The 13,798-nt window shown below is 55.2% G+C and carries 13 protein-coding genes and 1 tRNA gene; 3 read left to right on the top strand and 11 right to left on the bottom strand.

Annotated elements, in window-relative coordinates:
• Positions 1–153: 153 nt before the first annotated feature.
• From CPA50_RS16240 to rpsU, 5 genes are all read right to left on the bottom strand, one after another.
• Positions 154–729, bottom strand: coding sequence for a hypothetical protein (locus CPA50_RS16240; protein WP_143750759.1), 576 nt, complete (start codon positions 727–729; stop codon positions 154–156).
• A gap of 527 nt (positions 730–1,256) precedes the next feature.
• Positions 1,257–1,333 (bottom strand) — tRNA-Ile (locus CPA50_RS16235).
• A gap of 96 nt (positions 1,334–1,429) precedes the next feature.
• Positions 1,430–3,271 (bottom strand): RNA polymerase sigma factor RpoD, encoded by a 1,842-nt coding sequence (gene rpoD, locus CPA50_RS16230; RefSeq protein ID WP_096783589.1) that lies wholly within the window; start codon positions 3,269–3,271, stop codon positions 1,430–1,432.
• 118 nt (positions 3,272–3,389) lie between these two features.
• The gene (dnaG, locus tag CPA50_RS16225; RefSeq protein ID WP_096783588.1) at positions 3,390–5,117 is read right to left on the bottom strand and encodes a DNA primase; all 1,728 of its coding nucleotides are present in this window, start codon (positions 5,115–5,117) and stop codon (positions 3,390–3,392) included.
• A 150-nt stretch (positions 5,118–5,267) separates the two neighbouring features.
• A complete protein-coding gene (gene rpsU, locus CPA50_RS16220; RefSeq protein WP_072794797.1) occupies positions 5,268–5,483 on the bottom strand; it encodes a 30S ribosomal protein S21 in 216 nt (71 codons plus the stop codon).
• Between the two features lie 240 nt (positions 5,484–5,723).
• Here rpsU and tsaD point away from each other — a divergent pair, with 240 nt between their 5' ends.
• Positions 5,724–6,782, top strand: coding sequence for a tRNA (adenosine(37)-N6)-threonylcarbamoyltransferase complex transferase subunit TsaD (tsaD, locus tag CPA50_RS16215; RefSeq protein WP_096783587.1), 1,059 nt, complete (start codon positions 5,724–5,726; stop codon positions 6,780–6,782).
• Between the two features lie 12 nt (positions 6,783–6,794).
• On the opposite strand, the gene plsY is transcribed toward tsaD, so the two are convergent.
• Positions 6,795–7,385: a glycerol-3-phosphate 1-O-acyltransferase PlsY gene (gene plsY / locus CPA50_RS16210; RefSeq protein ID WP_096783586.1), complete on the bottom strand. Its 591-nt coding sequence runs from the start codon at positions 7,383–7,385 to the stop codon at positions 6,795–6,797.
• Between the two features lie 142 nt (positions 7,386–7,527).
• Between plsY and folB the strand changes: the two genes are divergently transcribed.
• Together folB and folK (CPA50_RS16200) are read left to right on the top strand one after the other, a co-directional pair.
• Entirely contained in the window at positions 7,528–7,905 is a 378-nt protein-coding gene (gene folB / locus CPA50_RS16205; protein ID WP_096783585.1) for a dihydroneopterin aldolase, read from the top strand.
• Entirely contained in the window at positions 7,898–8,419 is a 522-nt protein-coding gene (gene folK / locus CPA50_RS16200; RefSeq protein ID WP_096783584.1) for a 2-amino-4-hydroxy-6-hydroxymethyldihydropteridine diphosphokinase, read from the top strand. Before folB ends, folK (CPA50_RS16200) begins: the two co-directional genes overlap by 8 nt.
• On the opposite strand, the gene pgi is transcribed toward folK (CPA50_RS16200), so the two are convergent.
• The 5 genes from pgi to pcnB form a co-directional block, all read right to left on the bottom strand.
• Positions 8,405–10,066: a glucose-6-phosphate isomerase gene (gene pgi, locus CPA50_RS16195; RefSeq protein ID WP_096783583.1), complete on the bottom strand. Its 1,662-nt coding sequence runs from the start codon at positions 10,064–10,066 to the stop codon at positions 8,405–8,407. The two genes, folK (CPA50_RS16200) and pgi, sit on opposite strands and share 15 nt — an antisense overlap.
• A gap of 34 nt (positions 10,067–10,100) precedes the next feature.
• Complete coding sequence (gene panC, locus CPA50_RS16190) at positions 10,101–10,949, bottom strand: pantoate--beta-alanine ligase (protein WP_096783582.1); 849 nt, start codon at positions 10,947–10,949, stop codon at positions 10,101–10,103.
• A complete protein-coding gene (gene panB, locus CPA50_RS16185; RefSeq protein ID WP_096783581.1) occupies positions 10,946–11,740 on the bottom strand; it encodes a 3-methyl-2-oxobutanoate hydroxymethyltransferase in 795 nt (264 codons plus the stop codon). The genes panC and panB overlap by 4 nt, the downstream gene beginning before the upstream one ends.
• A gap of 62 nt (positions 11,741–11,802) precedes the next feature.
• Positions 11,803–12,300, bottom strand: a complete 498-nt coding sequence (folK, locus tag CPA50_RS16180) for a 2-amino-4-hydroxy-6-hydroxymethyldihydropteridine diphosphokinase (protein WP_096783580.1) — start codon at positions 12,298–12,300, stop codon at positions 11,803–11,805.
• Positions 12,300–13,625 (bottom strand): polynucleotide adenylyltransferase PcnB, encoded by a 1,326-nt coding sequence (pcnB, locus tag CPA50_RS16175; RefSeq protein ID WP_413772173.1) that lies wholly within the window; start codon positions 13,623–13,625, stop codon positions 12,300–12,302. The genes folK (CPA50_RS16180) and pcnB overlap by 1 nt, the downstream gene beginning before the upstream one ends.
• Positions 13,626–13,798 lie beyond the last annotated feature (173 nt).

Genomic DNA, 13,798 nt, shown 5'->3' with positions numbered 1-13,798 from the left:
CAGAAGTGAGAGGTTGGCGAGTGTGAGGCGGTAAGGCACGCCAGAAAAAGCCTTATCCAGTGTGCTTGTCCCAGCTTGAGCTGAACATCCAGGCATCTGCTACTCACTTCCTGAGTGCCAGATGCCCTGAAGTGCTAAACAACAAACAGGGCATCACTTTTCAAGACTGAGTACAACGACCCGGGAGTCGGACCATATGGCACCAAAAATAAAATGTGCCGACTCCTGGCTATCGCCCAGGATGCTCCCGACACCAGTGAACTCACCTGCTTTCGCGCAATTACTGATCGTAGCATTGATGTCCATTATGCCGCCTTCAATACGGTGGTCAATTAGTGCCCCCGAGTAAACGCAGCCAGTGGAATCCGAACCAGTGAAACTGTTATTTGCATCGATGGTAATAGTCGTTGTTTCTTCACCGGAACTCTGGCTCCAGGACCCGCTGGCGTCAACACTGGAAAGGCAGACATTCGACGTCGGCTTTCCGTATTGAGCCTCAAATCTATAGGATCGAACCGGCTCAAGTAGCTCCCGGGCATCGTCACAGGAGCTGCAGTTGGCCGACAGCCCACCCTGGCCTGTGAGATAGCCATTCAGAGGTAAGCTGTCTGCTGCGGCTTCTGAGGACCACAGCTTTACACTTCCATCGAAAGTGGATGTGCCGTCCACGGGAGAAGGTTCAGGCAGAGAAAATAAACCGGTCACCAGCCCGTTGTTAGCGAAAAACATGAGGCGCCCAGATGGGGAGAGAATCCCTGTACCTTCCCGGGTTGTGGATGTTTCATATATATGTTCAAAATATCCCAGGTAGACTCCAGCCGCTTTCTCCGTTGGGCTGGAAAATATCTCTCTGGCTGGTTCGCACGTTATATTATTGCTTTCGGAGCTGCTTCCAGAGCTGCTATCACTCCCACCCCCGCCACATCCGGCGAGGGCTGCGGTCAAAGCTATCCATATATAACGCATCATCTCTAATACCTTAGTGGCTCACCTATGCTCTTAGAGAGTAGCTGTATCCCGTGTTCTTTCAAGGCACTTCTATGGGTACTTTTGTTAATCGGGGTGCGAGTGACAGTTCTTCGCGCTCACTTGCAGCACATTTATCGATCGTAAGGCCTGCGTCTCTGTTCAGAAACTCAGTTGGCGGATCCCAGAGGTATATTCGAAGGGCAGGGTAATGGTAGGGGCTAAAGCCCTGGTTTCAGGGGCTTTGACAGGTGCTTTGAGTTCCGGGAAGTATTTGTAAAAGCGAGTAATGGTGGGCCCACCTGGACTCGAACCAGGGACCAAAGGATTATGAGTCCTCTGCTCTAACCAACTGAGCTATAGGCCCGTTCAGCGAACGCTGTCAGGAAAGTGTTTCCCGTTAAGGAAACAAAGCGGGCGCCATTATACCGGGGAGGTGCGGCGCCCGCTACTGTTGTGAAGCTTATCCGTTGCCTTGATCGTCAATAAATCCACGAAGATGGTCGGAACGAGACGGATGACGCAGTTTGCGCAGCGCTTTTGCCTCGATCTGACGGATGCGCTCACGGGTTACGTCGAACTGCTTACCGACTTCTTCCAGTGTGTGATCGGTATTCATCTCAATGCCGAAGCGCATACGCAATACTTTGGACTCACGAGCAGTGAGGCCCGCCAAAACGGAGCGGGTGGCTTCACGCAGGCCTTCAGCCGTTGCGGAATCCACTGGCGAGAGTGCCTGGATGTCCTCAATGAAATCGCCCAGATGGCTGTCTTCATCATCACCGATCGGCGTTTCCATGGAGATCGGCTCTTTGGCGATCTTCAGTACCTTGCGAATCTTGTCTTCAGGCATTTCCATACGCTCACCCAACTCTTCCGGCGTGGGCTCGCGGCCCATTTCCTGAAGCATCTGGCGAGAAATGCGGTTGAGCTTGTTGATGGTCTCAATCATGTGCACCGGAATACGAATGGTGCGCGCCTGATCCGCAATAGAGCGGGTTATGGCCTGACGAATCCACCAGGTAGCATAGGTCGAGAACTTGTAGCCGCGACGGTATTCAAATTTGTCTACGGCTTTCATCAGGCCGATGTTGCCTTCCTGGATCAGATCCAGGAACTGCAGCCCACGGTTGGTGTATTTCTTTGCAATAGAAATAACCAGACGCAGGTTGGCCTCAACCATCTCTTTCTTGGCGCGACGAGCTCGTGCTTCGCCAATAGAGACGCGGCGGTTGATTTCCTTGATATCGACAACGTCCAGATCCACTTCAGTCTGTACATTCTGAATGCGTTTCTGAAGCCGGATGATTTCATCAATACGTTCGCTCATCGCCGCGGCGTAGGGCTTTTTACTCTTGATGATTTTTTCCGCCCAATCCTGGTTCGCTTCATTGCCCGGGAAGGATTTGATGAACTCCTTACGCGGCATTTTGCAGTCACGAACGCAAATCTGGAGTATTGCTCGCTCATTCTGGCGTACAAGGTCGTTGGTAGAACGTACAACGTTGACCAGCTCATCAAATGCTTTGTTGCCCAGTTTGAATGGAGCAAAAACCTGACCCAGCTCATTTAGTGCGGTCTGGGTTTTTTTATCTGCACGACCGAGTTTTGCAAGCAAAGCTTCAGCAGTTGCCAGTTTTTCCCTGAGGAGCTCGAAACGCAGACGGGTTTCTTCGGGATCCGGCCCGCTTTCGGTTTCTTCCTCTTCTTCATCTGAATCGTCGTCATCAGATTCGTTGCTGGCCGCTTCGGGCTTGGCAGGTTCTTCCGGCATGAACGGTTCTGCACCGTCCGGATCCAGGAAACCGGTTACGATGTCGCTGATACGACCTTCGTTTTCGATGATGCGATCGTAGGCCTGGATTACTGTGCCAGCGGTGCCAGGGAAGTGGGCAACCGCTGCCATAACATCACGAATGCCTTCTTCGATTCGCTTGGCGATAACTATTTCGCCTTCACGAGTCAGCAGCTCCACGGTACCCATTTCGCGCATGTACATGCGCACCGGGTCGGTGGTGCGGCCTGCGTCGGATTCTACCGCGGCGAGAGCGGCGGCAGCTTCAGCAGCTGCGGCTTCATCGGCGGTGGAATCGCCATCGGTCATCAGCAGAGTATCGGCATCCGGTGCCACTTCAGATACCTGAATGCCCATGTCGTTGATCATGCGAATGATGTCTTCGACCTGATCCGGATCGGCAATGTCTTCCGGGAGGTGGTCGTTTACCTCGGCGTAAGTCAGGTAGCCTTGTTCCTTGCCTCGTGCAATGAGGTCTTTCAAACGTGATTTCTGCGAATTGCCTGACATAGACACCCTGTGAACTCGCTTAAATAAAGATAAAATGAAACAGCCATTATAGCTGTCGCTCTAATGCTCTGCCACCGAATGGTTAGATGGTGATCAGTGCGCCAAGTTTCAAGTGCTGTTAATCCGGAGTTCCTCCGCTCAGCTCTCGCAGTTCTTGTCGTTCCTCGGCAGTAAGGTTTGCGAAATTCCGCAATAATGTGGCCAGCTTTTGCTGCCGCGATGCTTCTTCATTCGGGTTCAGTATCTCTCGTGCCGCGGCCAAGGTGCTTTCCCTTGCGGGAATGTGCTCAATGCCGTCAAACAGATGGTAGAACCGTTCACGCGCCTGATTGTCCAGGGCGAGCTTTGTTACCAGTGCTTTTCGATTCCGGATTTCATGTTCCAGAATAAATCCCGCAAAATTCCGGGCCTGATTATACTGGCGAGACTGTCGGGCCAGTTCGGTGACTTCGCTTGCCATGTCTGGCGCTTCAAGCAGCGCCAGGCACAGAATGCTGTCTTTGTTCAGTTTTACGTCGATACGCTCTTCGGTGACGCGATCTCTCCGTTCACCCTTCCACTTGCCCCACTGCTGGGGCGGGCGGTTCTGCCACTGGCTGCGGCCTCCGCATAAACGCAGCATTTCGTGCCACATGGCATCCCGCAGGGTGCATCTGGGCATTTTATTCAGCAGAGGCTCTGCTCTGGCTCTCAGTTCGCCGCGATTTTCCGGTAACTGCAGATCCAGACCCTCGCTCTGGCGATCAAACAGGTATCTGGACAGCGGCGTGGCGCCGTCAATGCGCTTCTGAAACGCCTCGGCGCCTTCCTTACGCACCAGAGTGTCCGGGTCTTCGCCCTCCGGAAGCATCAGAAACTGTAGATGCAGTCCGTCGGCCATAAGTTCGAGAGCGTTGTCCATGGCTCTGTCTGCGGCTCTGAAGCCAGCCTGGTCGCCATCAAAACAGAACACTATGTGCCTTGCCTGTTTCAGCAGGGCGGTCAGGCTATCCTGGTTCGTTGCTGTGCCAAGGGTCGCAACGGCGTAATGAATGCCGTGCTGGGCCAGGGCAATTACGTCCATGTAGCCTTCTACTACCAGCAGCTTGTCGAGCTGTTTCAGTGTCTGTTTTGCTTCAAACAGGCCGTATATCTGACGGCTTTTGTGAAATACATCTGACTCGGGGGAGTTGATGTACTTCGCCTTGTCATCGCCGAGCGTCCGCCCGCCGAAAGCTATGGTTTTGCCCCGGCTGTTACGGATCGGGAACATGACCCTGTTACGGAACAGATCCCGTGGTCTGCCGTATTTGTCAGAGACTGTGCCGGTTTCAATCAGCGGTCCCTGAAGATCCTTGTTCGCGGCATCAAACAGTGATGTACCTGCTGCCGGTGCGTACCCTATCTGGTACTGCTGGATAATGTCTTCGTCGAGCCCGCGTTGCTTCAGGTAATCGCGAGCAAAGGCGCCTTGCTGGCTACGCAGCGAAGACTGATAAAACCGACTGGCAAAGTCCAGAGCGTCTGTCAGCGTTCGTGCCTGCTGAATTTCCTGCTTTGCGGCCTGGTCGTACGGTACTTCCAGCCCCGCTCTGCGTGCCAGTTCTTCAACGGCGTCGGTAAAGCCGAGGCCGTCAAACTCACGTACGAAGCTGATCGCATCGCCATGAGCGCCACAGCCGAAACAATGATAGAAGCCTTTGTCCGGTCTTACATTGAACGAGGGCGTCTTTTCATCATGAAAGGGGCAGCAGGCTTTGTAATTGCCACCAGCCTTTTTCAGAGTGATGCGGGAGCCGATCAGCTCTGCCAGGTCCACCCGGTCGAGCAGGTCTTCAACAAAGCGTTGGGGGATCAGTCCGCTCATAGAAGCTCCACATCAGACCCGTCACGTACTTGGGCCAATAGCCAAAAATGCCGCCGAAGCCAGGCCCCGGCGGCATTTTTTGGTCGCTCTGTGCAGCCTGCGGCTGTACAGGCAATCAGTGCTTTGCAGTCAAGCGGCGTCTGCTGGAACTCAGTACAAACGCTCGAACTTGCGCTGTTCCCGCTGAAGCTTCTTGAGATGACGCTTAACGGCTGCGGCTGCTTTACGTTTGCGAACGGAAGTCGGCTTCTCATAGTGCTCGCGGCGACGCACTTCGGAGAGCACACCCGCTTTTTCGCAGGAACGCTTGAAGCGACGCAGTGCTACGTCAAACGGTTCGTTCTCTTTCACTTTAACAGCTGGCATTCGACAATCACCTACCTGATAGATTCGGTTTCAATTTTATGCACGCCCGGCGTTGCCAGACTGGCTCTATCCCTGGTCCTATTGGCTAAAACTCGACCAGTTCGTAATTTAGGGCGGCAATGATAGCGCCTGGGTTGTGGCCAGGTCAATGTTTGTTCGATGAAACTGCCAGTGAGTTTGGGGTTTCTGCTAAAATGCGCACCGCTTATCCATTTATACCAACTGATGTGGCCAGGTTATATGTTGATTCTGGGTATTGAAACGTCCTGCGACGAAACCGGCGTTGCCTTGTTTGACACCGATGAGGGGCTGCTAAGCCACGCATTGTTCAGTCAGGTGGACATGCACGCCGATTACGGCGGTGTAGTGCCAGAGCTTGCATCCCGCGATCATGTGCGCAAGCTGCTGCCCTTGTGTGATCAGGTGCTCTCGGATGCGGGACAGACACGCAAGGATATTGAAGGTATTGCTTACACTGCGGGGCCCGGACTGATCGGGGCTCTTATGGTGGGTGGCTCTGTTGCCCACGCCCTTGGCTTCGCTCTTGGCATACCGGTGCTTGGCGTGCACCACATGGAAGGTCATCTGCTGGCGCCCATGCTGGAGGAGAATCCGCCGGCATTCCCGTTTGTGGCTCTGCTTGTGTCGGGCGGGCATACACAGCTGGTGCGGGTGGATGGCATCGGGGAGTACGAAATGCTTGGCGAGTCAGTAGACGATGCAGCTGGTGAGGCCTTTGACAAAACCGCGAAAATGCTGGGGCTGGACTATCCCGGCGGCCCTCGGGTAGCTGCGCTGGCTGAAAAGGGTGTGCCGGGCCGCTACCGGTTCCCCCGCCCGATGACAGACCGGCCTGGCCTGGACTTCAGTTTCAGCGGGCTGAAGACTTTTACTCTCAATACCGTTAATGGGGAGAAAAAGTCGGCGGACGGGCTTACGGACCAGGTGCGTGCTGATATTGCCCTGGCTTTTGAAACGGCGGCCGTGGATACGTTGGTAATCAAGTGCCGGCGAGCGCTTGAGCAGACTGGCTGTGATCGTCTGGTAATTGCCGGAGGAGTCAGTGCCAACAAGAGGCTGCGGGCCGGTCTTGAAAAAATGGCGGAAAAGCTGCGTGCTCAGGTGTTTTATGCCCGCCCGGAATTTTGTACCGATAACGGGGCGATGATTGCTTATGCCGGTGCCCAGCGTATGAAAGCGGGGCAATGTGACGGTGAACGGATTGTGGCTGTGCCCAGGTGGCCTATGAACCTGTTGCCGTCTCTCGCAGAGACTCGCCTGACCGGGCTTGTTGATTGAGCCAGGGCTGGGTTAAAGGCCGATTTCCCGCCCTTGGGCGAGGCGTATCAGATTATTGCGGTGACGCACGACGATCAGAATCGCCAGCAGGCCAAACATGGGCAGGTTTTCCGGTTCAATAAATGCGCTGATAACCGGCCCGCTGATGATGGCTATCACAGATGCCAGTGCGGAGATTCTCCAGCGCCAGAGTACCAGTAGCCATAGAGTTGCCATTGCCAGTGTTGTCGCGGGTGCCAGTGCAAGGCCTGCGCCCAGCGCTGTTGCAACGCCTTTGCCGCCCTTGAAGCGATAGAATGCCGGAATCATGTGCCCGGTCACGGCAAACAGTGCGACCATCGCCTGCACCAGGCCGGATAATCCTGCGTTATGTGCGAGCCAGACAGGCAGCCAGCCTTTGGCAGCGTCCAGTGCCAGAGTGACCATGGCGGGTTGCCAGCCACCAGCCCGGTAAACGTTGGTTGCCCCGGGATTTCCCGAACCCTGGGCCCTCGGGTCGGGCAGTCCCCAAAGCCGGCAAACCGGGAGTGCAAACAGCACTGAACCGGCCAGATAGGCCGCGGTACATAGCGCAACAGTTATTGCCGGGTCACTCAGGATCATTTTGCGAGCTCAGAGACAAAGACGTATCAGGGTATTGTATGCGAAAATGCCGGCCCTGAATTTGCAGGCCGGTGTAGTTACAGTATCCGCAGTCTGTGTGTTATTCAATCAGCAGTGTGCGGGATAGTCCCGGGAGTCCCCCTTGGCAGATAGTGTATTGATCGAAGGCCTGGTTGTAGAAACCGTGGTGGGTGTGTACGACTGGGAGCGGGAAGTAACCCAGGCTCTGGTGGTGGATCTTGAGATGGCCTGGGATAACTGTATTCCCGGGGCGTCGGATGACGTAGCGGATGCCCTTGATTACGCGGCGGTGAGTGCAAGAGTTGAATCCTGCCTTAAAGAGCTTGAGCCACAGCTGCTGGAGCGCGGAGCGGAGGTCCTGGCTGAGGTTATACTGCGGGAGTTCGGCGTTGGCTGGCTCCGGCTGACGATGCGCAAGCCCGGCGCTGTGCCCGCAGCTCGTTCAGTAGGGGTCTGCATTGAAAGGTTTGCCAGTAGAGGAGAGCTCGGTAATGGCTGATCAGGTTCCGGTCTATATCAGTATTGGGAGCAATGTTGACAGGGAACGGTACATCCGTGCATCTCTGGATGCTCTGGCGGGCTGGTTTGGTGAGTTTGAGATCTCTCCGGTTTATGAAAGTGAAGCTGTAGGGTTTGACGGCTCTCCATTTTTTAATCTGGTGGTGGGTATCAGGACCAATTCTTCGGTAGGTGCGCTTTCACGGCGCTTCAAGCAGCTGGAGGCAGAAAACGGCCGTCTCCGGGGTGCCCCGAAATTCAGTGCAAGAACATTGGATCTCGATATTTTGACATACGGTGAGGCTGTAGGCCGGATGGACGGTGTGGAATTGCCCAGGGCCGAGATTCTCAAGAACGCTTTTGTGCTGCGCCCTCTGGCAGATATTGCTCCGACGGTGAAACATCCTGTGTGCCGGAAGAGTTATCTTGAGCTCTGGCAAGGCTACAATACCGGCCAGAAGTTGTGGCCGATAGATTTCAGCTGGCAGGGGCGGGTGATTTCAAAGGCGGTTTGATTTGCGGAACAGCTCTATCAGATTATCCGTGGCACTATCGCTCGCTTTGCTCTCCGCGCCGGGTTTCAGAAGCCTCGGAAGAATGTCCTGCCCCAGCTGTTTGCCCAGTTCAACGCCCCACTGATCAAACGAATCTATATCCCAGATAACTCCCTGTACAAAGGTTCGGTGTTCGTAGAGCGCAATCAGAGCTCCGACGGTTTCCGGCGTTACTTTTTCCATCATAAGGGTGTTGCTGGGCTGATTCCCCGGGATGACCTTGTGAGGTGCCAGGCGTTCAACGTCAGCCTCGCACCATCCGCCTGCAGCGAGCTCTGCTTTGGCTTCTTCCAGGGTCTTTCCTGTCATCATTGCCCTGGACTGGCCCAGGCAATTGGCAAAAAGGTCTGCATGGTGTGTTGCAACGGGGTTATGGGTCTGCAGGGGGATTATGAAGTCCGCGGGAATCAGGCGGGTGCCCTGGTGAATCAACTGGTGGTATGCGTGCTGGCCGTTGGCTCCTACGCCACCCCAGATGACGGGCCCTGACTGGTAATCCAGCGATTCCCCGTGTTGACTGACCCGCTTGCCGCTGCTTTCCATATCCAGTTGTTGCAGGTGATCTGGCAGGCTGCGGAGGTAGTGATCATAGGGCAGGATAGCGTGTGTTTCGGAGCCCCAGAAATTGTTGTACCAGATGCCCAGCATAGCCATGACGACCGGCAGGTTTTTTTCCAGGGGGGCGTCACGGAAGTGAGTATCCATGGCGTGTGCACCCGCAAGTAGCGCCCGGAAGTTGTCCATGCCGACTGTCAGTGCGACAGGCAGTCCGATAGCTGACCAGAGTGAATATCTCCCGCCTACCCAGTCCCACATCGGGAAAACGTTATCAGGATCAATGCCGAAGGCCTGTGCGGCAGGTGTGTTGGCGGTAACGGCCATAAAGTGGCTGGCAACAGCTTGTGTGTTGCTGCAGTGATCGAGAAACCACTTCCGGGCAACCTTGCTGTTTTCGAGTGTTTCCCGCGTGCCAAAGGATTTTGACTGAACCAGAAACAGTGTGGTCTCAGGATTGACTTTTGCCAGTGTTTCGCAAATTTCAGTGCCGTCGATGTTGGCCACATAGTGGCAACGAAGGCCGGGTTGACGGTATGGCTGTAAAGCCTCTGTCACCAGTTTTGGCCCAAGAAAAGAACCGCCGATACCGATGCTGACCACATCGGTAAATGCCTTGCCTGTATAGCCTTTGCGTGACTGGCTCAGCACTTCCTGCACAAAGGTATCCATACGCTTAAGCGTTGAATTTACTTCGGCGATCACATCCACGCCATCAACCACAAGGCTGTCAGCCCCGGGGTTCCGCAAAGCCGTGTGCAGTGCAGGGCGGTTCTCGGTGACGTTCACCTTTTCGCCACCAAGCAAAGCGGCTCTGCGGTCTCCCAGTTTGCACCGGCGAGCCAGTGCCATCAGTGCGTCAAGCACATCGTCTGTGAGCCGGTTTTTCGAGAAGTCCAGAGACAGGCCTGCACCGTCAATGAAATAACGCTTTGCCCGCCCCGGGTCGTCCGTAAAAAGTGCCCGCATGGGGCTGCTTTTCAGACGCTCCTGGCAGGTTTTCAGTTCCTGCCATTCGGGTGTTGATGTCAGGGCGGAGCGTGGCGATGTCATCAGAGAGTCCTTTCCTGGTGAATTGGCTAATGTCTCAGCGAATTACCGAGATGTTGTCAATCAGCCGGGTGGTGCCGAGAAAGGCTGCAGCCAGCAATGTAATTTCCCGGTCTTCCGGAACCGCAGGTTTCAGGGTCTGGCTGTTTGCAATATTGAAGTAGTCTAGGCGCAGGCCTGCATCGCTCAGGCTGTTTCCGGCCTCTTGGGCAAGCGTCTCAAAATCTTCACGGCCATCGGCAATTTTTGCCGATGTAGCTTCCAGTATCTGATATATAACTGGCGCAATCGCTCGTTCCTCATCGGACAGGTAGCTGTTGCGTGAGCTTTTGGCGAGGCCGTCATCCTCCCGGATAGTTGGCGCGCCAATTACTTCAACCGGGACCATAAGGTCCTTTGCCATCTTGCGGATGACCGCCAGTTGCTGGAAATCTTTTTCGCCAAACACAGCGCAATCGGGCTGAATCATATTGAACAGGGCTGCGACCACAGTCGCAACACCTTCAAAGTGCCCCGGGCGGCTGGTGCCGCAGTGGCCTTCACTGACCTCCGGCACGATGATCCGGGTGTGTCGGGCGAGGCCGTCCGGATAGACTTCGTCGGCTGAAGGAGCAAAGACCAGAGTGTTTCCTGCAGTTCTGAGCTTATCCTGATCTTCGATCAGGGTACGAGGATAGGTATCGAGATCCTCGTTGGCGCCAAACTGCAGCGGATTGACAAAAATACTGGTAACCACAATGTCGGCCGCTTCCGCTGCCTTACGGACCAGTGAGATATGCCCCTCATGCAGGTTTCCCATGGTCGGTACCAGGCCAATGGTTTTTTCCTGCTGGCGATAGCCGCGGAGGATGGCACGCAGCTCTTTCAGTGAATGTACGGTTCTCATGCCTTGAACGTATGCTCCTCGGCGGGGAATGTGCGCTCGCGCACTGCTTTAGCGTATGCGGAAATAGCTTCCTGGATAGAGTCTGTCTCTGCCAGAAAGTTTTTCACGAAGCGTGGTTTGCGGCCGGTGGTGATACCCAGCATATCGTGTAGCACCAGGATCTGGCCATCGGTTTCGGCGCCTGCACCAATGCCGATAACCGGCGCCTTTACAGCTTTGGCAATCCGCGCAGCCAGGGGAGCGGGAACGCATTCAAGCAGAATGACATCAGCACCGGCAGCTTCCAGTTGGCAGGCATGCTCGATCATGGTGTCTGCTGACCTTTCATCGCGGCCCTGAACCTTGTAGCCGCCAAACTTGTTTACGAACTGTGGTGTCAGCCCCAGGTGGGCACACACGGGTACAGCCCGCTCGGAAAGCGCAGTGATGGTGTCTTTCATCCAGTCGGTGCCTTCCAGCTTGACCATATGAGCGCCTGCGCGCATGAGCTCTGCGGCGTTCTCCAGAGCTGCATCTACGGTGCCATAACTCATGAAAGGCATATCCGCCATGATCAGTGAGCCACGGTTGCCTTTGGCGACGCAGCTGACGTGGTAAACAATCTGGTCCATGGTGACCGGCAGAGTGCTGTCGTGGCCCTGAAGAACCATGCCCAGCGAGTCGCCTATCAGAATCACGTCCACTCCGGCTTCGCTGACTACCTGGGCAAAGGTGGCGTCATAAGAGGTGAGGGCAGAGAAGGCCTCGCCCTTTTGCTTGTATTCCCGCAGGGTATTGATGGTAACCGCCATAAAATCCATGCCTTTTGGGTATGTGGGCCAAGACCGCGCCGGAGATAACCGGCGTTCAGGTGCTAAGGGTAATCCGGAGGTGGAAGTTTGCGCAACCGGTTGTCGGGGCATTGTGCCCTGAGGCTGGCGATTGTGGTGCCGTCTGGCAGCCTGAGGTCAGGTTTCAGATCCAGCAGCGGCTGAAGGGCGAAGTCCCGGTTGGGGAGTTCCCGGTGGGGGACAGTAAGCCGGTCGTCATCCAGCACACAGTCGCCGAACACCAGCATGTCAAGATCCAGAGTGCGCGGACCCCAGCGCCGGAGTCTCTCCCGGCCATGGGCCTGTTCGATGGCCTGGAGTTGATTGAGCAGGATGTGCGGGTCAAGCCCGGTGCTCAGCCATACTGCGCCGTTGATATAGTCTGGCTGATCCTGAGGCCCAACTGGTCTGCTGGCGTAAAAGGGCGATTGGGATACGAGAGTGGTTTCCGGGAGGGCCGCAAGCTCTGCAACAGCCCTTGCCAACTGAGCTGCGGGTTCTTGCAGGTTACTTCCCAATCCAATAAAAGCATCCGTTCTCATCAGGGCGCAGGCCGTTTGACCGGTTTACGGCGCCGTCGCTTTTTCGGTGCGTCATTGCTGAGTTCAGAAAGCATGCGCTCCTGTCCGCGCTCGTCCAGGCGCTGGAATTCTGTCCACCACTTGCCTAGCCCTGGCTCGATTTCGCCGCAGGCTTCCCGGACCAGCAGGAAGTCGTAGGCTGCCCGAAACCTGGGGTGGCTCATGGTAACAAGGGCCCGTTTGCCCTGACGACGGGGCAGACGCATCTGAAGTTCCCAGATTTCTTTCATGGGCCCTGAGAAGCGTTTGGGTATGGATGTTGCCTGAACCTGCCGGCCAATTACCTTGGCTATTGCGCCGTGAAGTGCTGGTTGTACCGGGTCACCGTTATCCTGGCGGTGGTTCCATTCTCTCTGAAGTGCTGGCCAGAGCATGGCGGCGAAGAGAAAGTAAGGAGTGACCGACTTGCCTTGTGCAATCCGGGCGTCGGTGTTGCGTAAGGCCTGTCGAATCAGTTCATCCGATTCTCCTGCCTCAATGGCCTTCACAGTTTCCGGGAATAATGGCGCCAGGAGATTGTAGTGGGTCAGAAGGTCATAGGTGGCCTCTCCGTGCCCGGCGGAAAACAACTTCAATACTTCTTCAAACAGGCGAGCTGCTGGGATGTGGGTCAGTAAGGGTGCCAGTTCCTGAATGGGTTTTTCTGTTTCTGCTTCTATATCAAAGCCAAGCTTGGCCGCAAAGCGGATGGCGCGAAGCATGCGGACCGGATCTTCCCGGTAACGGGTTTCCGGGTCTCCAATCAGGCGGAGTTGTCGGTTACGAAGGTCTTCAATGCCGTTGGCAAAATCAATAACGGAAAAATCCCGGATGCAGTAGTAAAGCGCGTTGATTGTAAAATCCCGGCGCAGTGCATCTTCTTCCTGGTTGCCGTAAACATTATCGCGCAACAGCAGGCCGTGCTCGCTGGTTTTGCGGTCATCGTCGGTGCTGTCATCGTCTGCTGCACCCGCGTTGCCACGAAACGTCGTTACTTCGATAACTTCACGCCCAAACACGACATGAACAATTCTGAATCGCCGGCCGATAAGGCGGGAGTTGCGAAACAGGTCGTGAACTTCTTCCGGGGTTGCGTTGGTAGCAATGTCGAAATCCTTGGGCTGCTTGCCCAAAAGAATATCTCGCACACCACCGCCCACAAGGTAAGCCTCATACCCCGAATTGTTCAGTCGGCCGAGAACTTTCTTGGCAGGATCGCTGATAGCCGAGCGTGAGACGTTGTGCTGGTCCCTGGAGATTTCCCGTCGCTGGTAGACCGGTGTCTTTCTTTTACCGTTTCCGGGCATGAAAGAGCGGAGCTTGTCGACGGAATGTTCAAAAATGGAGGAAAGTGTTTTTTGCATTGAAATCCGTGGTTGCGTTGAGCAAAACCCAGAGTTTAACGGTTTGAGCAGGGTTTGCACACTTTGCCTGGGAATCTTGTGGTCCCCGGATAATCAAAAGGCGGATCCGCTTTCAC

The sequence above is a fragment of the Marinobacter sp. ANT_B65 genome (genome assembly GCF_002407605.1).
Classification (GTDB): Bacteria; Pseudomonadota; Gammaproteobacteria; order Pseudomonadales; family Oleiphilaceae; genus Marinobacter.
Note: the sequence above shows the minus strand (reverse complement) of the source record. Positions and strands in the feature narration are given on the sequence as shown.

Bases quoted from the DNA above. Each gene is read 5' to 3' on its own strand.
- CPA50_RS16240 (WP_143750759.1), bottom strand. From the start codon at position 729: ATGTTTTTCGCTAACAACGGGCTGGTGACCGGTTTATTTTCTCTGCCT.
- rpoD (WP_096783589.1), bottom strand. From the start codon at position 3,271: ATGTCAGGCAATTCGCAGAAATCACGTTTGAAAGACCTCATTGCACGA.
- dnaG (WP_096783588.1), bottom strand. From the start codon at position 5,117: ATGAGCGGACTGATCCCCCAACGCTTTGTTGAAGACCTGCTCGACCGG.
- rpsU (WP_072794797.1), bottom strand. From the start codon at position 5,483: ATGCCAGCTGTTAAAGTGAAAGAGAACGAACCGTTTGACGTAGCACTG.
- tsaD (WP_096783587.1), top strand. From the start codon at position 5,724: ATGTTGATTCTGGGTATTGAAACGTCCTGCGACGAAACCGGCGTTGCC.
- plsY (WP_096783586.1), bottom strand. From the start codon at position 7,385: ATGATCCTGAGTGACCCGGCAATAACTGTTGCGCTATGTACCGCGGCC.
- folK (WP_096783584.1), top strand. From the start codon at position 7,898: ATGGCTGATCAGGTTCCGGTCTATATCAGTATTGGGAGCAATGTTGAC.
- pgi (WP_096783583.1), bottom strand. From the start codon at position 10,066: ATGACATCGCCACGCTCCGCCCTGACATCAACACCCGAATGGCAGGAA.
- panC (WP_096783582.1), bottom strand. From the start codon at position 10,949: ATGAGAACCGTACATTCACTGAAAGAGCTGCGTGCCATCCTCCGCGGC.
- panB (WP_096783581.1), bottom strand. From the start codon at position 11,740: ATGGCGGTTACCATCAATACCCTGCGGGAATACAAGCAAAAGGGCGAG.
- folK (WP_096783580.1), bottom strand. From the start codon at position 12,300: ATGAGAACGGATGCTTTTATTGGATTGGGAAGTAACCTGCAAGAACCC.
- pcnB (WP_413772173.1), bottom strand. From the start codon at position 13,625: ATGCCCGGAAACGGTAAAAGAAAGACACCGGTCTACCAGCGACGGGAA.